19 protein-coding genes are annotated in these 19,214 nt (G+C 58.2%); 16 read left to right on the top strand and 3 right to left on the bottom strand.

Annotation, left to right across the window (positions count from 1 at the left end; genetic code table 11):
• Nucleotides 1-31 precede the first annotated feature (31 nt).
• Together KI231_RS09750 and KI231_RS09745 are read left to right on the top strand one after the other, a co-directional pair.
• Nucleotides 32-1,597: a methyl-accepting chemotaxis protein gene (locus tag KI231_RS09750; protein WP_103303923.1), complete on the top strand. Its 1,566-nt coding sequence runs from the start codon at nucleotides 32-34 to the stop codon at nucleotides 1,595-1,597.
• A 339-nt stretch (nucleotides 1,598-1,936) separates the two neighbouring features.
• On the top strand, nucleotides 1,937-2,407 hold the full coding sequence (locus KI231_RS09745; RefSeq protein WP_213028095.1) for a hypothetical protein: 471 nt from the start codon (nucleotides 1,937-1,939) through the stop codon (nucleotides 2,405-2,407).
• 207 nt (nucleotides 2,408-2,614) lie between these two features.
• On the opposite strand, the gene KI231_RS09740 is transcribed toward KI231_RS09745, so the two are convergent.
• The gene (locus KI231_RS09740) at nucleotides 2,615-2,980 is read right to left on the bottom strand and encodes a DUF6124 family protein (protein WP_213028094.1); all 366 of its coding nucleotides are present in this window, start codon (nucleotides 2,978-2,980) and stop codon (nucleotides 2,615-2,617) included.
• A 1,361-nt stretch (nucleotides 2,981-4,341) separates the two neighbouring features.
• A complete protein-coding gene (locus KI231_RS09735) occupies nucleotides 4,342-5,022 on the bottom strand; it encodes an alpha/beta family hydrolase (protein ID WP_213028093.1) in 681 nt (226 codons plus the stop codon).
• Nucleotides 5,023-5,117: 95 nt separating this feature from the next.
• On the opposite strand from KI231_RS09735, the gene ccoN (KI231_RS09730) reads away from it, so the two are divergent.
• The 10 genes from ccoN (KI231_RS09730) (at nucleotide 5,118) to KI231_RS09685 (ending at nucleotide 12,851) form a co-directional block, all read left to right on the top strand.
• On the top strand, nucleotides 5,118-6,542 hold the full coding sequence (gene ccoN, locus KI231_RS09730; protein ID WP_025110370.1) for a cytochrome-c oxidase, cbb3-type subunit I: 1,425 nt from the start codon (nucleotides 5,118-5,120) through the stop codon (nucleotides 6,540-6,542).
• Nucleotides 6,543-6,552: 10 nt separating this feature from the next.
• On the top strand, nucleotides 6,553-7,161 hold the full coding sequence (gene ccoO / locus KI231_RS09725) for a cytochrome-c oxidase, cbb3-type subunit II (protein WP_103303920.1): 609 nt from the start codon (nucleotides 6,553-6,555) through the stop codon (nucleotides 7,159-7,161).
• Nucleotides 7,162-7,164: 3 nt separating this feature from the next.
• Nucleotides 7,165-7,362 (top strand): cbb3-type cytochrome oxidase subunit 3, encoded by a 198-nt coding sequence (locus KI231_RS09720; RefSeq protein ID WP_095189482.1) that lies wholly within the window; start codon nucleotides 7,165-7,167, stop codon nucleotides 7,360-7,362.
• Nucleotides 7,359-8,312, top strand: coding sequence for a cytochrome-c oxidase, cbb3-type subunit III (gene ccoP, locus KI231_RS09715; protein WP_103303918.1), 954 nt, complete (start codon nucleotides 7,359-7,361; stop codon nucleotides 8,310-8,312). Before KI231_RS09720 ends, ccoP (KI231_RS09715) begins: the two co-directional genes overlap by 4 nt.
• Nucleotides 8,313-8,793: 481 nt before the next feature.
• Nucleotides 8,794-10,236: a cytochrome-c oxidase, cbb3-type subunit I gene (gene ccoN, locus KI231_RS09710; RefSeq protein ID WP_103303917.1), complete on the top strand. Its 1,443-nt coding sequence runs from the start codon at nucleotides 8,794-8,796 to the stop codon at nucleotides 10,234-10,236.
• A complete protein-coding gene (ccoO, locus tag KI231_RS09705) occupies nucleotides 10,236-10,844 on the top strand; it encodes a cytochrome-c oxidase, cbb3-type subunit II (RefSeq protein ID WP_103303916.1) in 609 nt (202 codons plus the stop codon). Before ccoN (KI231_RS09710) ends, ccoO (KI231_RS09705) begins: the two co-directional genes overlap by 1 nt.
• Nucleotides 10,845-10,849: 5 nt before the next feature.
• Nucleotides 10,850-11,035 (top strand): cbb3-type cytochrome oxidase subunit 3, encoded by a 186-nt coding sequence (locus KI231_RS09700; RefSeq protein ID WP_213028092.1) that lies wholly within the window; start codon nucleotides 10,850-10,852, stop codon nucleotides 11,033-11,035.
• Nucleotides 11,032-12,015: a cytochrome-c oxidase, cbb3-type subunit III gene (gene ccoP, locus KI231_RS09695; protein WP_103303915.1), complete on the top strand. Its 984-nt coding sequence runs from the start codon at nucleotides 11,032-11,034 to the stop codon at nucleotides 12,013-12,015. Before KI231_RS09700 ends, ccoP (KI231_RS09695) begins: the two co-directional genes overlap by 4 nt.
• 173 nt (nucleotides 12,016-12,188) lie before the next feature.
• A complete protein-coding gene (locus KI231_RS09690) occupies nucleotides 12,189-12,443 on the top strand; it encodes a type II toxin-antitoxin system Phd/YefM family antitoxin (protein WP_213028763.1) in 255 nt (84 codons plus the stop codon).
• A complete protein-coding gene (locus KI231_RS09685) occupies nucleotides 12,444-12,851 on the top strand; it encodes a type II toxin-antitoxin system VapC family toxin (RefSeq protein ID WP_103303913.1) in 408 nt (135 codons plus the stop codon).
• A 96-nt stretch (nucleotides 12,852-12,947) separates the two neighbouring features.
• Here KI231_RS09685 and KI231_RS09680 read toward each other — a convergent pair whose 3' ends face one another.
• Nucleotides 12,948-13,949 (bottom strand): metallophosphoesterase family protein, encoded by a 1,002-nt coding sequence (locus KI231_RS09680; protein ID WP_103303912.1) that lies wholly within the window; start codon nucleotides 13,947-13,949, stop codon nucleotides 12,948-12,950.
• Between the two features lie 298 nt (nucleotides 13,950-14,247).
• Here KI231_RS09680 and KI231_RS09675 point away from each other — a divergent pair, with 298 nt between their 5' ends.
• From KI231_RS09675 to KI231_RS09660, 4 genes are all read left to right on the top strand, one after another.
• Complete coding sequence (locus KI231_RS09675) at nucleotides 14,248-14,424, top strand: hypothetical protein (protein WP_213028091.1); 177 nt, start codon at nucleotides 14,248-14,250, stop codon at nucleotides 14,422-14,424.
• Nucleotides 14,425-14,656: 232 nt separating this feature from the next.
• The gene (gene ccoG, locus KI231_RS09670) at nucleotides 14,657-16,072 is read left to right on the top strand and encodes a cytochrome c oxidase accessory protein CcoG (RefSeq protein ID WP_213028090.1); all 1,416 of its coding nucleotides are present in this window, start codon (nucleotides 14,657-14,659) and stop codon (nucleotides 16,070-16,072) included.
• Between the two features lie 11 nt (nucleotides 16,073-16,083).
• Nucleotides 16,084-16,623, top strand: coding sequence for a FixH family protein (locus tag KI231_RS09665; RefSeq protein WP_213028089.1), 540 nt, complete (start codon nucleotides 16,084-16,086; stop codon nucleotides 16,621-16,623).
• 135 nt (nucleotides 16,624-16,758) lie between these two features.
• Nucleotides 16,759-19,209 carry a heavy metal translocating P-type ATPase gene (locus KI231_RS09660; protein ID WP_213028088.1) on the top strand — a complete coding sequence of 817 codons (2,451 nt, stop codon included), beginning with the start codon at nucleotides 16,759-16,761 and terminating at the stop codon, nucleotides 19,207-19,209.
• Nucleotides 19,210-19,214: the final 5 nt, after the last annotated feature.

The following is a 19,214-nucleotide window of genomic DNA, read 5'->3' as shown; positions in this document are numbered from 1 at the left end:
AACCTTTCAAAGCCTTGCGGATTGAAAAACCATGCGTAACAACCAGCCCATTACACAACGCGAACGGACTTTCCCGGCTCAGCAGCGGTTGATTTCCACAACCGACGCCAAGGGCGTGATCACCTACTGCAACGACGCCTTCGTCGAGATCAGCGGGTTTTCGCGTGAGGAGCTGATCCGTGCGCCGCACAACCTGGTGCGTCACCCTGACGTCCCGGCTGCGGTGTTTTCGCACATGTGGGGCACACTGAAACAAGGCTTGCCATGGATGGGCATTGTCAAGAATCGCTGCAAGACCGGTGATCATTACTGGGTTAACGCCTATGTAACGCCAGTGTTCGACGGCAATCAGGTGGTCGGTTACGAGTCGGTGCGGATCAAACCCACCGCCGAACAGATCCGCCGCGCCGAAGCGCTCTACCAACGCATCAACCAAGGCAAGTCGGCAATCCCTTCCAGCGATAAATGGCTACCGGTGCTGCAAGACTGGCTGCCGTTCATTCTGGTCAGCCAACTGAGCTTCGTGATCGGCGCGACGCTGAACTCGCACTGGGGCTTTGCTCTGGCGGCGGGTCTGTCGGTGCCGTTGGGCCTGATGGGCCTGCAATGGCAGCAACGTGGGCTCAAACGCCTGCTGCGCCTGGCCGAGCAGACCACTTCCGACCCGTTGATTGCGCAGATGTACACCGACAGCCGTGGCGCCCAAGCGCGTCTGGAAATGTCGATCCTCAGCCAGGAAGCGCGCCTGAAAACCTGCCTGACCCGTCTGCAGGACACCGCCGAACACCTGACCGATCAGGCCAAGCAGTCCGACGCCTTGGCACACAGCAGCTCGACCGGCCTGGAACGTCAACGCGTGGAAACCGAACAGGTCGCCACCGCTGTCAACCAGATGGCCGCAACGACTCAGGAAGTGGCCAGCCACGTACAGCGCACCGCTGACGCGACTCAGGAAGCCAATCGCCTGACCGGTCGTGGTCGTGACATCGCCGGGGAAACCCGCGAAGCCATTCAGCGTTTGTCCGTGGTCGTGGGTGAAACCGGTCTGACCGTCACTCAACTGGCCAAGGACAGCGACGAAATCGGCGGCGTAGTTGATGTGATCAAAGGCATCGCCGACCAGACCAACCTGCTGGCGCTGAACGCTGCGATTGAGGCAGCACGTGCCGGTGAAATGGGTCGTGGTTTTGCTGTGGTGGCTGACGAAGTGCGTCAACTGGCGCAACGCACCAGCGAATCGACCGGGCAGATTCATGCTTTGATCGCCAAGTTGCAGCAAACTGCGTCCAGCGCTGTGCAGACCATGGAAGCTGGCCATCGTCAGGCCGAAGAAGGTGTGGCGCGGGTGCTGGAAGCGGATCAGGCACTGGTCGGGATCAGTGAAGCGGTGGCTAATATCACCGACATGACCACCCAGATCGCTGCGGCGACCGAAGAGCAAAGTGCGGTGGCTGAGGAGATCAGCCGCAACATCAGCAATATTTCGGAACTGGCGGACCAGACCTCGGAACAGGCGCAAAACTCGGCGTTGCTGAGTGAAGAGCTGACGAAGACGGCGAATACACAGTACTCGTTGGTGGAGCGGTTTAACCGCTGATTGATGTGTTGCAGACAAAAAACCCGGATGGCGCGAGCTTCCGGGTTTTTTTGTGTCATTGAAAATACCCAATTCGGGGTTCGGTTTGAGTTGAGGCTGCGCATCAAGAGCTCACTCACCCATCCCGCCACAACCGCCAACCCGAGGCATCTAATACGCTAGGTGCACCTCTCTGAAAAATCTTGTGTTGAATATTCAAAATCTTGGCAAAAACACACAAAACATTGCAACTGTCTACTGTCAGGTCTGACAGTAGACGGCCAACCTCCATGGGTTTATCTATAAATCGTCGAACAGTCCATTCGCAATTGTTCCCACGACATGACCAAGGAGCTAAAGATGACCGCACAACTTATTTACATACCGAAAGCAGATTTTACTCAAAAGCAGGGAAATGTCCTCACTTGGCAATTCGGCACCAATCCCGAAACGAAGTCCATAAGAACTTTTTTTGATCTACACCATTTTATTCCGACAGACGAAAAGAACTGGTCAATCTCTGGATCGACAGGAACTATGGAAGACGAAAACTTCTTTGCCTACCTTTTCTCGATCCCCTACACCAATGACGCTCCGTTCAATAAAACCTATACGTTAAAAGATGGGCTAAGTTTCAAGCATGGTCACTCATCGCCTGCACCTGAGGGATTTTACGGTGTTGCCTACGTTGATGCTGATGAAGCCATACTTAATATCGACATCCATCCCACCACGGGAATTGCTACAGGTACATTTGAAGCAAAGTTTAAAAGCCATGGTTACCGTACACAGCCTAAAGGAACTTTCAACTTGCTAAGAGATGATTTGTGATCCTCTTCCAACTACGGCTTCGAGCCGCTTTGCCATAACAGGTTTTTTCAGTAACAGGCAAACGACATAACTGACCTCATAGCCATATTGCTATCGCGAGCAGGCTCGCTCCTACATTGGATATGCTGTGATCACAGATAATATGTCCGACGACAATTCACTGTGGGAGCGACCCTGCTCGCGAAGAGGCCATAACAGCCAGCGAAATTACTGAGGCAACTTCAGCTTATCCAGCAGTCGATTAATCAACAGTTCGTTCAGCATGATTACCTGTTGCAGCGCCAGCAGCGGTTTGCGCTCCGGGCCGCCGATTGAGTTGGCGATGTTACCGGCCATGGCGTGGGCGTATGAAAGCGACTCGCTCGCCTCGACCAGCAGGGTTTCATCATCCAGCGTTGGATCGACGAGATAGACGGGGCGAAATTTGGGCGAGGCTGGCGGAGCCGCGAGGTCTTCGGGTTTGAGGTAGTAGTCGAGGGCGCGATCGGTTGCTTCTTTGATCTTTTGCGGGCTGAGCGCTGGGTCGTGGGGGATTGGATCTTTGGGCGGTGGGTTTGGCGTGATTTTGAACATGGATGAAACTCCTATCGCAGTTAAGGAGCCATCACTCTCGCTACCAAACGAGAGGGTGGTGGCCATACGCGGGTTGGTAGACCGGCTGCAATAGGAACCCGGCGCTCACGAGTGAGCCCCACGCATGACCACCATAAAACCGAGCCCCAAGAAGAGGGACTGCATACGGTGTTGCCATACAGCTATTACAGACGGGCTACCAAACCCGATCACTGATTTTCAGTGACAGGAAAACGATATAGCCCACTGCATAGCCGCGTAAGCCGGCGGATTCTGGCGTACGCGTAGGTAACGGCGCAAGGTGTTGTAGGCCCGATGGAGTAACGGGTTGTGTGATTTAAACGTGCTTGCAGGATTGCGTTTACTGACAGAGAAAACTGGAGATTCCCCTGTTGTATTGATGTTGTTTTTGAGGCCGTTTCGCGAGCAGGCTCGCTCCTACATTTGGATCGGGTGCATCAGTAAGAGATTGGTCGGCTGTCAGGCCGCCATCGCTGGCAAGCCAGCTCCCACAATGGATTGAGTGCGTTCATTTAGAAACTGGTCGGCTGGCAGGCCGCCATCGCGAGCAGGCTCGCTCCTACAGATGGATTGAGTGCATTCAGTTAGAAACTGGTCGGCTGGCAGGCCGCCATCGCTGGCAAGCCAGCTCCCACAATGGATTGAGTGCGTTCATTTAGAAACTGGTCGGCTGTCAGGCCGCCATCGCGAGCAGGCTCACTCCTACAGATGGATTGAGTGCATTCAGTTAGAAACTGGTCGGCTGGCAGGCCGCCATCGCGAGCAGGCTCACTCCTACAGATGGATTGAGTGCATTCATTTAGAAACTGGTCGGCTGGCAGGCCGCCATCGCTGGCAAGCCAGCTCCCACAGTTTTGATCTATGTAAAGCACGCGGCGCATGCCGCCCCACTCAAAGGATGAGCGTTAGCTCGGCTTCGGCTTTTGATCTTGATCCACGGGCGACGTCGGAAGGCTGAGCGGAGGGATTGATCCGGGGGTGGGAGCGCAGCGACCGTTTGGCGAAGCCAAACACATCGAGAGGAGGTGCAGCGAAGCAAACCGGAGGCGATGCGCCCGGATCGATCCCGGAGCGAAGGAACCCCGAGCCCCAGCGAGTGGGCCGAACGTTGGAGCAAGCGTTTTTTTGCTTACTTTTTTTAGGCGTTTGTAAAAAAAGTGAGTCGCCGTAAGGGCGAAACCCTAAGTGGCCGTTACCGCAGCAATGGATATGCACCCAAAACGAAGAACTGCGGCGCATCCAAGATCCATCCCCCTCACCCCAGCCCTCCCGAAACGTCGGACCGCCCCCAAGGGGGCGAGGGGAAAGGGAGCCGATCTTTATGCAGTTCGGGATCTCGGTTAACCCTTGAGAAACTCGGCTACCTTCTGCGCGGCGCTGGCCAAATGCTGTTCATGGGTAAACCCGGAAACCTTCAATGGCTTCAAATCATGATCCCCAGCCGCCAGCCACAACACCTCAATCCCCGGCGCTAACGAATACCCCTCGACCGCCTCACGATTGCCAAGCGCATCCCGCTCCCCCTGCACAATCAACGTCCGAGTCTGCAAACCAGCCAAATGCTCAACCCGAGGTTTCTCCGGTTTACCCACTGCATAAAACGGATAGCCCAAACACACCAACGCATCGGCACCCAATTCGTCAGCCAAGAGACTAGCCATTCGCCCGCCCATGGACTTGCCGCCGATCCCCAGCGGCCCAGCGACATGACGTCGCACTTCGGCAAACACTTCGCGCCAGCATTCCAGCAGTTTCGGCGCCGGGTTCGGCGGACGCTTGCCACCGTCGATACGCCGCTGCGCCATATACGGAAACTCAAACCGCAACACGTTCACCCCAAGCCCGGCAAGGCGCCCAGCCATGTCGTTCATCCAGTCACTATCCATCGGCGCACCGGCACCGTGAGCAAGGATCAACGTCGCTGAAGCCTCACCATTGGCGGCATCCCAAAGCCACCCATGATCGAGCACGCACTGCGCCCATTGATCCCCGTCAATACTGGCCTTGTGCTGTTTGTCCATGCTTGCCTCGCTTTTAGTCTGCCTATAACTCCAGACGAAGGATTCGCCGCGTGTTTTGCGCGCGCTCACTTCGGCTGAACCGTGGATGGGGAACCATGAACACTTCTATCAGTACCGCCTACAACTACAAGGTGGTCCGCCAATTCGCCATTATGACGGTGGTGTGGGGCATCGTCGGCATGGGCCTCGGGGTTTTTCTCGCGGCCCAATTGGTCTGGCCCGAACTCAACTTCAATTTGCCCTGGACCAGTTTCGGCCGCCTGCGCCCACTGCACACCAACGCGGTGATCTTCGCGTTTGGTGGCTGTGCGCTGTTCGCCAGTTCCTTCTACTCGGTACAACGCACCTGCCAAACCCAATTGTTTGCGCCAAAAATCGCCGCGTTCTGCTTCTGGGGCTGGCAACTGGTGATCCTGCTGGCGGCGATCAGCCTGCCACTGGGTTACACCAGTTCCAAGGAATACGCCGAACTGGAATGGCCGATCGACATCCTGATCACCATCGTCTGGGTCGCCTACGCGATCGTGTTTTTCGGCACGATCATGCAGCGCAAGACCAAGCACATCTATGTGGGCAACTGGTTCTTCGGCGCATTCATCATCACCGTGGCGATTCTGCACATCGTCAACAACCTTGAGTTGCCGGTGAGTTTCACCAAGTCCTACTCGGTGTACGCCGGTGCAACCGACGCGATGGTGCAATGGTGGTACGGCCACAACGCCGTAGGCTTTTTCCTCACCGCCGGTTTCCTCGGGATGATGTACTACTTCGTGCCGAAACAGGCCGAACGTCCGGTGTATTCGTATCGCCTGTCGATCGTGCACTTCTGGGCTTTGATCACCCTGTACATCTGGGCCGGCCCGCACCACCTGCACTACACCGCGCTGCCGGACTGGGCGCAGTCGCTGGGCATGGTGATGTCGCTGGTGCTGCTCGCGCCAAGCTGGGGCGGGATGATCAACGGCATGATGACCCTCTCGGGCGCGTGGCATAAGTTGCGCAGCGACCCGATCCTGCGCTTCCTCGTGGTGTCGCTGGCGTTCTACGGCATGTCGACCTTCGAAGGTCCGATGATGGCGATCAAGACCGTTAACGCCCTCTCCCACTACACCGACTGGACCATCGGCCACGTACACGCCGGCGCTCTGGGCTGGGTAGCGATGATTTCCATCGGCGCGCTGTACCACATGATCCCGAAAATTTTCGGCAAAGAGCAGATGCACAGCGTCGGCCTGATCAACGCGCACTTCTGGCTCGCAACCATCGGCACCGTGCTCTACATCGCTTCGATGTGGGTCAACGGCATCGCCCAAGGCCTGATGTGGCGCGCAGTGAACGAGGACGGCACGCTGACCTACTCCTTCGTCGAAACCCTGGTGGCCAGCCACCCAGGCTTCGTCGTGCGGCTGATTGGTGGGGCGATCTTCCTCAGCGGCATGTTCCTGATGGCTTACAACACCTGGCGCACCGTGCGGGCCTCGCAGCCTGCTGACGTCGTTGCTGCCGCGCAGATGGCCTGAGGAGTCCGCCATGAAACACGAAACGATTGAAAAAAACGTCGGCCTGTTGATGTTGCTCATGGTGTTCGCCGTGAGCATCGGCGGCCTGACCCAGATCGTCCCGCTGTTCTTCCAGGACGTCACCAACAAACCGGTGGAAGGCATGAAGCCCTACACCGCGCTGCAACTGGAAGGCCGCGACATCTATATCCGCGAAGGCTGCGTCGGTTGCCATTCGCAGATGATCCGGCCGTTCCGCGCCGAAACCGAGCGCTACGGGCACTACTCGGTGGCCGGTGAAAGCGTCTGGGATCACCCGTTCCTGTGGGGTTCGAAACGTACCGGTCCGGACCTCGCCCGGGTCGGCGCGCGCTACTCGGATGACTGGCACCGCGCGCACTTGTACAACCCGCGCAACGTCGTACCAGAATCGAAGATGCCGGCCTATCCATGGCTGGTCACGCAAGCGGTCGACAGCAGCCACACCGAAACCAAGCTCAAGACCATGCGCACCCTCGGCGTGCCGTACACCGACGACGACATCAACGGCGCGGTGGCCAGCCTCAAGGGCAAGACCGAAATGGACGCCCTCGTCTCCTACCTGCAAGTGCTCGGCACTGCGATCAAGAGCAAGAGGTGAGCCATGGTCATTGAAATGAGTGCAGGCCTGATTCGCGGCCTCGGCACGGTCGTGGTGTTCGTCGCCTTCGTCGGGCTGACGCTGTGGGTGTTCAACCGCAAGCGCACCCCGGAATTTGCCGAAGCGCGATTGCTGCCATTCGCCGACGAACCGCTACCCGACACAACCCCAGTATCTGAACCAAGGAGTACCCGGCCATGACCACCTTCTGGAGTACGTGGATCTGCGTACTGACCATCGGCAGCCTGATCGGCCTGACATGGCTGCTGGTCGGCACCCGCCGGGGCGAGACCAAGGGCAGTGTCGACCAGACCATGGGCCACAGCTTTGACGGCATCGAGGAGTACGACAACCCGCTGCCGCAGTGGTGGTTCATGCTGTTCGCCGGCACGCTGGTATTTTCCGTGGGCTATCTGATCCTGTATCCGGGCCTGGGCAACTGGAAAGGCATCCTGCCCGGTTACGAGGACGGCTGGACCGGCGTCCACGAGTGGGAAAAGGAAATGAACAAGGCCGACGCCAAGTTCGGGCCGATCTTCGCCAAGTTCGCCGCCATGCCGGTAGAGGAAGTGGCGAAGGATCCGCAGGCGCTGAAAATGGGCGGTCGTCTGTTCGCCTCAAACTGCTCGGTGTGCCACGGCTCGGACGCCAAAGGCGCGTTCGGTTTCCCTAACCTGGCTGACAGCGACTGGCGCTGGGGCGGCGACGCCGAGACCATCAAGACCACCATCATGGGTGGCCGGATGGCGGCGATGCCGGCCTGGGGCGAAGTGCTCGGTGAGGCGGGGGTGAAGAACGTCGCCGCCTACGTGCGTCACGAACTGGCCGGCCTGCCGCTGCCAGCGGACAACAAGGCTGATCTGCAAGCCGGACAGCAAGCGTTCAGCACCACTTGCACAGCCTGTCATGGGGCCACCGGCCACGGCACTGAAGCCATGGGCGCGCCGAATCTGACGCACCCGGCCGGATTTATCTATGGCACCAGCCTGACGCAGCTTGAGCAGACCATCCGCCATGGTCGTCAGGGCCACATGCCGGCGCAGAACGAACTGCTGGGTAACGATAAAGTGCAATTGCTGGCCGCTTATGTGTACAGCCTGTCTCACGGATTGAATACAGAAAAACTTATTACTGAAGACAATAAGCAATAAGCATTGCGCAACATCTGCCGCACCTTTCTCGGTGCGGCAGCATCCAGCCTCTTTGCGACGCATTGTCGCACCCCTTTTCACCCTCTCCTTTCGGTTCCCCGGATTCGGGTCTACGCTTGGTCGATGCGGACTGGCTCGTGCCGGTTCCAGGTCAACGCTAACCGCTGTGTTCTCCGAACCGGCTGACTGACGTGGCCGCAAACGCCGGTAGATACCGGCTGTCGTGCCATTTGCCGTCCGTCACCCGAACAGGCCGTTTGAACACACCCCGTTACAAGCGACCTGAACCCCTCGCTTTTTTCGTCCGCTGCGACATTTTGTCCGAGGCCAATTTTGTCCTTACGCGGCGCATGGAAAGGCCGCAGAATCAGCGTTGGAAAGCATTGACCCAGGTCATGGCGCGTTGCAATGACCCCCTGCTCTCTGCATACTTGCGGCCGATTTTAATCCTAATAAAACACCCAAACCGTGGAACCTTAGAATGAGCACAGCAATCAGTCCGACTGCTTATAACTATAAGGTAGTCCGCCAGTTCGCCATCATGACGGTGGTCTGGGGGATCCTTGGCATGGGGCTCGGTGTCTTCATCGCCTCGCAACTGGTCTGGCCGGAATTGAACTTCGGTCTGCCGTGGACGAGCTTTGGACGCCTGCGCCCGTTGCACACAAACCTGGTGATTTTCGCCTTCGGTGGTTGTGCACTGTTTGCCACTTCCTACTATGTCGTGCAGCGAACCTGCCAGACGCGACTGATTTCCGACAGCCTCGCGGCCTTCACCTTCTGGGGCTGGCAAGCGGTGATCGTCGGCGCGATCATTACCTTGCCGCTGGGTTACACCACCACCAAGGAATACGCGGAACTGGAATGGCCGCTCGCCATTCTGCTGGCCATTGTCTGGGTCACCTACGGTCTGGTGTTCTTCGGCACCATCACCAAGCGCAAGACCAAGCATATCTACGTGGGTAACTGGTTCTACGGCGCGTTCATCGTCGTGACCGCGATGCTGCACATCGTCAACCACGCGTCCTTGCCGGTGAGCTTCTTCAAGTCCTACTCCGCCTACTCGGGCGCAACCGACGCGATGATCCAGTGGTGGTACGGCCACAACGCGGTGGGCTTCTTCCTCACCACCGGTTTCCTCGGGATGATGTACTACTTCGTGCCGAAACAGGCCGAACGTCCGATCTACTCCTATCGCCTGTCGATCGTGCACTTCTGGGCATTGATCACCCTGTACATCTGGGCCGGCCCGCACCACCTGCACTACACCGCCCTGCCGGATTGGGCACAATCGCTGGGCATGGCAATGTCGATCATCCTGCTGGCGCCAAGCTGGGGCGGCATGATCAACGGCATGATGACCCTGTCGGGCGCCTGGCATAAGCTGCGCACCGACCCGATCCTGCGTTTCCTCGTGGTGTCGCTGGCGTTCTACGGCATGTCGACCTTCGAAGGTCCGATGATGGCGATCAAGACCGTCAACTCGCTCTCGCACTACACCGACTGGACCATCGGCCACGTCCACGCCGGCGCTCTCGGCTGGGTAGCAATGATCTCGATCGGCGCGATCTACCACATGATCCCGAAACTGTTCGGTCGTGCGCAGATGCACAGCGTTGGCCTGATCAACGCGCACTTCTGGCTCGCGACCATCGGTACCGTTCTGTACATCGCCTCGATGTGGGTCAACGGCATCACGCAGGGCCTGATGTGGCGTGCAATCAACGATGACGGCACCCTCACCTACTCGTTCGTTGAGGCGCTGCAGGCCAGCCACCCGGGCTATATCGTCCGTGCCCTGGGCGGTGCGTTCTTCGCCAGCGGCATGCTGTTGATGGCTTACAACGTCTGGCGCACCGTGCGCGCCTCGAACCCGGCTGAAGCCGAAGCCGCCGCCCAGATCGCTGTCGTTGGAGCTCACTGATGAAGCATGAAGCTGTCGAGAAGAACATTGGCCTGCTGGCCTTCTTCATGGTCATCGCCGTCAGCGTTGGCGGCCTGACCCAAATCGTTCCGCTGTTTTTCCAGGACGTCACCAACAAGCCGGTCGAAGGCATGAAGCCACGCTCGGCGCTGGAACTGGAAGGCCGCGACGTTTATATCGCCAACGGCTGTGTCGGCTGCCACTCGCAGATGATCCGTCCGTTCCGTGCGGAAACCGAACGCTATGGCCACTATTCGGTTGCCGGTGAAAGTGTCTGGGATCACCCGTTCCTGTGGGGTTCCAAGCGTACCGGCCCGGACCTGGCCCGTGTGGGCGGTCGTTACTCCGATGACTGGCAGCGTGCGCACTTGTACAACCCGCGCAACGTGGTGCCTGAGTCGAAAATGCCGGCTTACCCGTTCCTCGTGGAAAACAAGCTCGACGGCAAAGACACGGCCAAGAAAATGGAAGTGTTGCGCACGCTCGGCGTTCCTTACACCGACGAAGATATCGCTGGTGCACAGGCTGCCGTGAAGGGCAAAACCGAAATGGACGCGCTGGTGGCCTACCTGCAAGGCCTGGGCACCATCATCAAAAGCAAACGGTGATCTAGATGGATATCGGGATGATTCGTGGCCTGGGCACCGTTGTTGTGATGGTGGCCTTCATCGGTCTGGCGATGTGGGTGTTCAGCCCCAAGCGTAAGTCGGAGTTTGAAGACGCGACCTTGTTGCCTTTTGCGGATGATCCCGAAGCCATCAAGCACGTCGAGCAAGCTTCTAGGAGTAACAAAGAATGACTACATTCTGGAGTCTGTACGTCACAGTCCTCAGTCTCGGTACGATCTTTTCCCTGACCTGGCTGCTGCTGTCGACCCGCAAGGGCCAGCGCAGCGAACAGACGGACGAGACGGTCGGGCACTCCTTCGACGGGATCGAGGAGTACGACAACCCACTGCCGAAATGGTGGTTCATGCTGTTCGTCGGCACCATCGTCTTCGCCTTGGGTTATCTGGTGCTGTACCCGGGTCTGGGTAACTGGAAAGGCCTGTTGCCGGGCTACAACTACCTCGATACCGACAAGCAGACAGCGTTCGCCAACGGCCAGACTGGCTGGACCGGCGTTCACGAGTGGGAAAAGGAAATGGCGCGCTCGGACGCCAAGTTCGGTCCGATCTTCGCCAAGTTCGCCGCCATGCCGATCGAAGAAGTGGCCAAAGACCCGCAAGCCCTGAAGATGGGTGGCCGCCTGTTCGCCTCCAACTGCTCGGTCTGCCATGGTTCCGACGCCAAGGGTGCTTACGGTTTCCCGAACCTGACCGATGCCGACTGGCGCTGGGGCGGTGAGCCGGAAACCATCAAGACCACCATCATGGGCGGTCGCCACGCGGTGATGCCGGCCTGGGCTGAAGTCATTGGTGAGCAAGGCGTGGCCGACGTGGCAGCGTTTGTCGTGACCAACCTCGATGGCCGCAAATTGCCGGAAGGCACCAAGGCCGACCCGGCCAACGGCGGCAAACTGTTCGCTGCCAACTGCGTGGCTTGCCACGGCCCAGCCGGTAAAGGCACCCCGGCCATGGGCGCGCCTGACCTGACTCACCCGGGCGCGTTCATCTACGGTTCGAGCTTTGCGCAACTGCAGCAGACCATCCGTTACGGCCGTCAGGGCCAGATGCCAGCGCAGGAACAACTGCAAGGCAACGACAAGGTGCACCTGCTGGCGGCTTACGTTTACAGCTTGTCCCACGGTGAAAAAGCACCGGAAGCGAACGCCGAGTAAGGCCGACGCTTGAAGCAACAAAAAGGCCCCGCCAATGAGAATTGGCGGGGCCTTTTTGCCTCTACTTCCCCCCATCGAAAGACCAGTGGTTATTTTCTGTAGGGCACGGAGGTTGCTGCACGCCGAACAAGGTAGTAACGTTTCTACAAACCATGTTCAGGGGGATCTTCATGATGGCCATCACCACCATTTCAAGCCGCGAATTCAATCAAGACACAAGCAGTGCCAAAAAAGCCTCGCGTCAGGGGCCGGTTATCATCACTGACCGTGGCAAGCCCGCTCACGTACTGCTAAGCATTGAGGAGTACCAGAAATTGATGGGTACGAACGCGAGCATTGTCGACCTGTTAGTCATGCCTGAATCGGCAGACATCGACTTCGAAACCGAGCGTGCCGTGATCACTCACCGCCCTGTGGATCTGTCCTGAATGTATTTACTCGACACAAATGTGATTTCCGAACTGCGCAAACCTCAGGCTGACGCGAATGTCGTCGCCTGGGCCAAGAGTACTTCTGCTCCAAGCATGTTTATTTCAGTGATTACTTTGATGGAGCTGGAGACAGGGGTGCTGCGGATAGAGCGCCGCGACCCCGACCAGGGAAAGGTACTGCGCCGCTGGTTGAAGCGACACGTTGTCCCCGCCTTCGACACAAGAATCCTACCTATCGACGTGGCTGTCGCCGTTCGCTGTGCCAGCCTGCACGTTCCGGATCGCGCCAGTGAAAGCGATGCGCTGATCGCTGCGACTGCCTTGGTTCACGGTCTTACGGTGGTGACCCGAAATATCGGCGATTTTCAAAACAGTGGCGTGGCACTCATCAACCCATGGGATTGACGAATTAGTCCTTTAACGGTGAAGCCCCAGTGATACCGACGTTACAAACTACCGGCTTGAGAAGACCCCGCCAGTCATCCAACGGGGCCGTTTTTTTTATGGCCGATTGGCCCTGATGGATTTCACGGGAATGGTGTCTATCAACTCCCGTTTCTGCCATTGATTGTCCTTCACCAGATAGATCTGCAATTGCTTGCGATCCTCGGTAAAGCTGGTGATCAGGTAAGTCTGTTGAGAAGTGGCACCACTCAGGTACATCGGCACATTCCCCAACCAATAGGAACTACCACCGTCCTTGTGCAGATGGCCAGCAAATACCGCAGTGACTTCATATTTCTTGACCATTTCGATAAAGCGCTTCTGCTGGCTGGCGTCCTTCATTTCCAGCGGTTTGTGCATGTTTATGATGATGGAGTACCCCCCAGCTCTCGCCAGCCGGAGATCGTTCTCAAGCCAGTCCAGTGCACTGGTGATGTCGAAAGTGGTGGGGTTCCAGACACTGGAAATTTTTCTCGTGTAAGTAGGCTCGTTATTGAGCTGCACCAGGTGCACGTCATCAATGGTCTTGGAGTAAGCGAGGCTCCCCGAATAAAGCCTGTTTACTGCGCTGCCAGTAATCTTCAGATCAAAGCTGCCCACCTTGCCTTCATGATGTTCCTTGAAAGCAACAATACTGCCGGCCGCACAACTATTGCTGAAACAGTCATCGACGTTATTTTCATAGTCATGATTACCCAGGCCATACAGGTAATCCGTTCCGAAGTGCCTCTTTAACGCCGACGCCATATAGTCACGCTGCCAGCCATGACCGAACGCAGTGATGTCACCATTAATCATCAAAGGGATCGTTGACTGCGATCCGTTGCGGATTCGAAAGTCAGCGATACTTGCCAGTTGACTTTCCACCAGCCACTTCGAACGTTTCGTGAACTCCTCAGCGGATTCATGTGTTCTGCTGTCCGTCTTGTCTGTCCAGGGATATTGCGTGTCCGATGCGAACACCATGTGCTTCGGTGCATCCGGCAATGCATGGGCCATAAAAACCGAAAACAATAAAAACACCCCTACAATCAAGCTTGCCACTTTATTAATAACCATCACATAACACTTCCATTTAGTCGAATAAACTGACGACCTCATGCCGTCAACTTTCACGCTATTAGAAAACCTTGCAATCCTCAAACATACCGTACGAATTAATTAATTTATTTTATGTCGCCCCGACACCAACCAACTTGCGAAACGCAACTAAGGTAAAGTTTCTCATTACACAGGCATTCATAAAATGAGACGAATATCCGCTAGACTCGACTTTCAGCGAACAGTAACTTTTATCGGCGCCTGAGACTTATTGTCAGAGCGCCTCATATATCAATAGATTCCAAGGAAGATAAACATGCGAGAAGCTGATCATGATTGTGTGCAATCCCAAGAGGATTTCACCTATTTCAACTCTGATAACGAACCCTCCAATACGCAGCACCAGGAGAGTGATGACGCCACAACCGTCGACGTGGTCAAAAAAACCCCCGGCAGCGGGCTCGACAGTCTCGGCGGCGGAAGGCTGATCTGAGCAAAGCAGGGACTCGCTCGCCAGAGCGAGTCTCATGCATCGTCTATAGTCAATTGATCTGGGTCAGGACTTGTTACATCTGCTACACCATTTGAACCCTTCCCCCAACGCGACCAAAGGTCGCACCCGTTCGTCGGCGTGACAGGCGTATCATTGCGCCACTGCAACGCCTTTCTGACCCCGGCCGGCACGTATCGACCGAGGCATTTTTCCACTGCCGTGGGATGCAATGATGAGCAACCAGATTCCGGTACACGACGTCACGCCACCCAGCAAAAACGCGAATAACAGCGTCGATCTCTACGCCTCTCGAGAAAAAATCTACACCCGTGCCTTCACCGGTCTGTTCCGCAATCTGCGGATGATGGGCGGTGCCGCGCTGTTCCTGCTGTATTTCGGTACGGTCTGGCTGAACTGGGGCGGTCATCAGGCCGTGTGGTGGAACCTGCCCGAGCGCAAGTTCTTCATCTTCGGCGCGACTTTCTGGCCGCAGGATTTCATTCTGCTCTCGGGCCTGTTGATCATTGCCGCGTTCGGCCTGTTCTTCATCACCGTGTATGCCGGCCGTGTGTGGTGCGGCTACACCTGCCCGCAAAGCGTGTGGACATGGATTTTCATGTGGTGCGAGAAGGTCACCGAAGGCGACCGCAACCAGCGCATCAAGCTCGACAAGGCGCCGATGAGCGCCAACAAATTTGCGCGCAAATTTGCCAAACACGCGCTGTGGTTGCTGATCGGTTTCGTTACCGGCATGACCTTCGTTGGCTATTTCTCACCGATCCGCGAACTGGCGTTCGAATTCTTCACCGGCCAGGCCGATGGCTGGTCGTATTTCTGGGTCGGTTTTTTCACCCTCGCCACGTACGGCAACGCCGGCTGGTTGCGTGAGCAGGTGTGCATCTACATGTGCCCGTATGCGCGCTTCCAGAGTGTGATGTTCGACAAGGACACCCTGATCGTTTCCTACGACCCGCGTCGTGGCGAAAGCCGTGGCCCGCGCAAGAAAGGCGTCGACTACAAGGCCATGGGCCTGGGCGACTGCATCGACTGCACCATGTGCGTTCAGGTCTGTCCGACTGGCATCGACATCCGCGACGGCCTGCAGATCGAGTGCATCGGTTGCGCTGCGTGCATCGATGCCTGTGACAGCATCATGGACAAGATGGACTACCCGCGCGGCCTGATCAGCTACACCACCGAGCACAACCTGTCCGGGCAGAAAACCCATAAACTGCGGCCACGCCTGATCGGCTACGCCGTGGTATTGCTGGCGATGATCAGCCTGCTGGTGACCGCGTTCTTCATGCGTTCGCTGGTCGGTTTCGATGTCAGCAAGGACCGCGTGTTGTACCGCGAGAACGCCGAAGGCCGGATCGAAAACGTCTACAGCCTGAAGATCATGAACAAGGACCAGCGCGATCACACCTATGTGCTGGAAGCCGCCGGTTTGCCGGATCTGCGCCTGCAAGGCAAACGCGAGATCAAAGTGGCAGCCGGCGACATCATCAGCATGCCAGTCGAACTGTCGAGCGCACCGGAACAACTGCCATCGAGCACCAACGAGGTGAAATTCATCCTCAAGGATGCCGATGACGACAGCGTCCACGTTGAAGCCAAGAGCCGATTCATCGGCCCACAAATCCGTTGAGAGAACTGAACATGCCCGCCGCAAACGCCGCAAGTCCCTGGTACAAGCACCTCTGGCCGTGGATCATCATCGGGATTCTGGCCTGTTCGGTGACCTTGACCCTGTCCATGGTGACCATCGCGGTGAACAACCCGGACAACCTGGTCAACGACAACTACTACGAGGCCGGCAAAGGCATCAATCGTTCGCTGGATCGCGAGTTGCTCGCGCAGAACCTGAAAATGCGCGCTGCGGTGCATCTGGATGACGTGACGGGCGAAGTCGACCTGCGTTTGAGCGGTGACAGCCAACCGGGCAGGCTGGAGCTGAACCTTATCTCGCCAACCCAGCCGGAGAAGGATCGCAAGATTGTTCTGGTCCGCAGCAAAACAGAAACCGGGCGCTACATCGGCCAACTCAACGACAAGATCGAAGGCCGCCGCTTTGTCGAGCTGCTGGGGTCTCAGGATGACCACGTCTGGCGCATGTTCGAAGAAGAACTGGTCAGCCATGACAAGGAGTTGCTGCTCGGTGATGAGCCGCTGCAAGGCGCCGAAGATCTCAAAAAATAAGCCTGACTCTGATCGTTCCCACGCTCGGCGTGGGAACGCAGCCAAGGACGCTCCGCGTCCCAGCCGAAGCGGACGCGGAGCGTCCGGGGAGGCATCCCCACGCCGAGCGTGGGAACGATCATCGGAACACGATCCATGACCAGTCCAACCCCCTGCTACCACTGCGCCCTGCCCGTCCCGACCGGCAGCCGCTTCACCGCTGTCGTTCTCGGGGAGCCCCGCGAATTCTGCTGCCCAGGTTGTCAGGCAGTGGCAGAGGCCATCGTCGCCGGAGGCCTGGAAAGCTATTACCAGCACCGCAGTGAAGCCTCGGCCAACCCCGAAGCGCTGCCGGTGCAATTGGTTGACGAACTGGCGCTGTACGACCGCGCCGATGTGCAAAAACCTTTCGTCCGTCATGACGGCGAACTCGCCGAAACCACCCTGCTGATGGAAGGCATCAGTTGCGCCGCCTGCGGCTGGCTGATCGAGAAACATCTGCGCACGCTGCCAGCGGTGGCCGAGGCGCGATTGAACCTGTCCAATCATCGTCTGCACGTGCGCTGGGCCGATGGGCAATTGCCGTTGAGCCAGATGCTCGCGGAACTGCGTCACATCGGTTACGCCGCGCACCCCTATCAAGCCGACCGCGCCAGCGAACAACTGGCCAGCGAAAACCGCCTGGCCCTGCGCCAGCTCGGGGTGGCCGGGCTGCTGTGGTTCCAGGCAATGATGGCGACCATGGCGACCTGGCCGGAATTCAACATCGACCTCAGCCCGGAGCTGCACACGATCCTGCGTTGGGTCGCATTGTTTCTGACCACGCCGATCGTGTTCTACAGCTGCGCACCTTTTTTTAAAGGGGCGATGCGCGATTTGCGCACGCGGCACCTGACCATGGACGTCTCGGTATCGCTGGCCATCGGCAGCGCTTACATCGCCGGGATCTGGACGTCGATCACCGGCGTCGGTGAGTTGTATTTCGATGCGGTCGGCATGTTCGCGCTGTTTCTGCTCGCCGGACGCTATCTGGAGCGCCGCGCCCGCGAGCGCACCGCCGCTGCCACCGCGCAATTGGTGAACCTGTTGCCGGCCTCATGCCTGCGTCTGGATGCAGCCGGCCAGAGCGAACGCATCCTGCTCAGCGAACTGCGCCTGGGCGACCACATTCTGGTGCAACCGGGCTCGATCCTGCCGGCGGACGGCAAGATCCTCGACGGCCAATCGAGCATCGACGAATCGTTGCTGACCGGCGAATACCTGCCGCAGCCACGCATGCCGGGTGAAGCGGTGACGGCGGGCACGCTCAATGTCGAAGGCGCGCTGACCGTTGAAGTGCAGGCGCTCGGACAAGACACGCGCCTGTCGGCCATCGTCCGTTTGCTCGATCGCGCCCAGGCAGAAAAACCGCGCCTGGCGGAAATCGCCGATCGCGCCGCGCAATGGTTTCTGCTGTTGTCACTGATCGCCGCAGCCGCCATCGGCCTGTTGTGGTGGGAGCTGGATTCGTCACGCGCCTTCTGGATTGTCCTCGCCATGCTCGTCGCCACTTGCCCTTGCGCCTTGTCACTGGCAACGCCGACCGCGCTTACGGCCGCCACCGGCACCCTGCACAAACTCGGTCTGTTGCTGACTCGCGGTCATGTGCTGGAAGGGTTGAATCAGATTGATACGGTGATCTTCGACAAAACCGGCACCCTCACCGAAGGTCGCTTGGTACTGCGCTCGATCCGTCCGCTGGGGGCGCAGGACAGCGATCAATGCCTGAGCCTCGCCGCTGCACTGGAAAACCGTTCCGAACACCCGATCGCCCGTGCTTTCGGCCGCGCACCGCTGGCAGCGGAAGAAGTCCACAGCACCCCGGGCCTGGGCCTTGAAGGTCTGGTCGGCGAGCAACGTTTGCGCATCGGTCAGGCGGCATTTGTCTGCGCCCTCAGTGGCTCACCTTTGCCAGTGATGCCGGATGAACCGGGCCAATGGCTGCTGCTCGGTGACAGCTCCGGGCCGCTGGCGTGGTTCGTTCTTGATGACCGCTTGCGCGACGATGCCCCCGCCCTGCTCGCGGCATGCAAGGCCCGTGGCTGGCGTACCTTGCTGCTGTCCGGTGACAGCTCGCCGATGGTCGCCAGTGTCGCCGCCGAACTGGGTATCGACGAGGCCCATGGCGGCCTGCGCCCGGACGACAAACTGCAAGTGCTGCAACAGTTGCACAAGGAAGGTCGCAAAGTGTTGATGCTCGGCGACGGGGTCAACGATGTGCCGGTGCTGGCGGCCGCCGATATCAGTGTGGCCATGGGCTCGGCCACGGATCTGGCGAAAACCAGTGCCGATGCCGTGCTGCTGTCCAACCGTCTCGACGCCTTGGTGCAGGCGTTCACCTTGGCGCGGCGCACTCGCCGGGTAATCATCGAGAACCTGCTGTGGGCCGCGCTGTACAATGGCCTCATGTTGCCGTTCGCCGCCCTCGGCTGGATCACCCCGGTGTGGGCCGCCGTCGGCATGTCGATCAGTTCGTTGACCGTGGTGCTCAATGCCCTGCGCCTGACTCGCCTGCCGAGCACGCCAGCCGCCCGCACCTCGTCAGAAACCCGCCCGCTGCCGGCCTGAGCCGC

It is taken from the genome of Pseudomonas sp. Seg1 (genome assembly GCF_018326005.1).
Lineage (GTDB): Bacteria > Pseudomonadota > Gammaproteobacteria > Pseudomonadales > Pseudomonadaceae > Aquipseudomonas.
The sequence above is the reverse complement of the archived record's forward strand: the minus strand, read 5'-3'. Positions and strand labels throughout refer to the sequence as shown.

What these genes read in the sequence shown, in the direction of transcription:
- KI231_RS09750 (WP_103303923.1), top strand. Translation starts at nt 32, where the DNA reads ATGCGTAACAACCAGCCCATTACACAACGCGAACGGACTTTCCCGGCT.
- KI231_RS09745 (WP_213028095.1), top strand. Translation starts at nt 1,937, where the DNA reads ATGACCGCACAACTTATTTACATACCGAAAGCAGATTTTACTCAAAAG.
- KI231_RS09740 (WP_213028094.1), bottom strand. Translation starts at nt 2,980, where the DNA reads ATGTTCAAAATCACGCCAAACCCACCGCCCAAAGATCCAATCCCCCAC.
- KI231_RS09735 (WP_213028093.1), bottom strand. Translation starts at nt 5,022, where the DNA reads ATGGACAAACAGCACAAGGCCAGTATTGACGGGGATCAATGGGCGCAG.
- ccoN (WP_025110370.1), top strand. Translation starts at nt 5,118, where the DNA reads ATGAACACTTCTATCAGTACCGCCTACAACTACAAGGTGGTCCGCCAA.
- ccoO (WP_103303920.1), top strand. Translation starts at nt 6,553, where the DNA reads ATGAAACACGAAACGATTGAAAAAAACGTCGGCCTGTTGATGTTGCTC.
- KI231_RS09720 (WP_095189482.1), top strand. Translation starts at nt 7,165, where the DNA reads ATGGTCATTGAAATGAGTGCAGGCCTGATTCGCGGCCTCGGCACGGTC.
- ccoP (WP_103303918.1), top strand. Translation starts at nt 7,359, where the DNA reads ATGACCACCTTCTGGAGTACGTGGATCTGCGTACTGACCATCGGCAGC.
- ccoN (WP_103303917.1), top strand. Translation starts at nt 8,794, where the DNA reads ATGAGCACAGCAATCAGTCCGACTGCTTATAACTATAAGGTAGTCCGC.
- ccoO (WP_103303916.1), top strand. Translation starts at nt 10,236, where the DNA reads ATGAAGCATGAAGCTGTCGAGAAGAACATTGGCCTGCTGGCCTTCTTC.
- KI231_RS09700 (WP_213028092.1), top strand. Translation starts at nt 10,850, where the DNA reads ATGGATATCGGGATGATTCGTGGCCTGGGCACCGTTGTTGTGATGGTG.
- ccoP (WP_103303915.1), top strand. Translation starts at nt 11,032, where the DNA reads ATGACTACATTCTGGAGTCTGTACGTCACAGTCCTCAGTCTCGGTACG.
- KI231_RS09690 (WP_213028763.1), top strand. Translation starts at nt 12,189, where the DNA reads ATGGCCATCACCACCATTTCAAGCCGCGAATTCAATCAAGACACAAGC.
- KI231_RS09685 (WP_103303913.1), top strand. Translation starts at nt 12,444, where the DNA reads ATGTATTTACTCGACACAAATGTGATTTCCGAACTGCGCAAACCTCAG.
- KI231_RS09680 (WP_103303912.1), bottom strand. Translation starts at nt 13,949, where the DNA reads ATGGTTATTAATAAAGTGGCAAGCTTGATTGTAGGGGTGTTTTTATTG.
- KI231_RS09675 (WP_213028091.1), top strand. Translation starts at nt 14,248, where the DNA reads ATGCGAGAAGCTGATCATGATTGTGTGCAATCCCAAGAGGATTTCACC.
- ccoG (WP_213028090.1), top strand. Translation starts at nt 14,657, where the DNA reads ATGAGCAACCAGATTCCGGTACACGACGTCACGCCACCCAGCAAAAAC.
- KI231_RS09665 (WP_213028089.1), top strand. Translation starts at nt 16,084, where the DNA reads ATGCCCGCCGCAAACGCCGCAAGTCCCTGGTACAAGCACCTCTGGCCG.
- KI231_RS09660 (WP_213028088.1), top strand. Translation starts at nt 16,759, where the DNA reads ATGACCAGTCCAACCCCCTGCTACCACTGCGCCCTGCCCGTCCCGACC.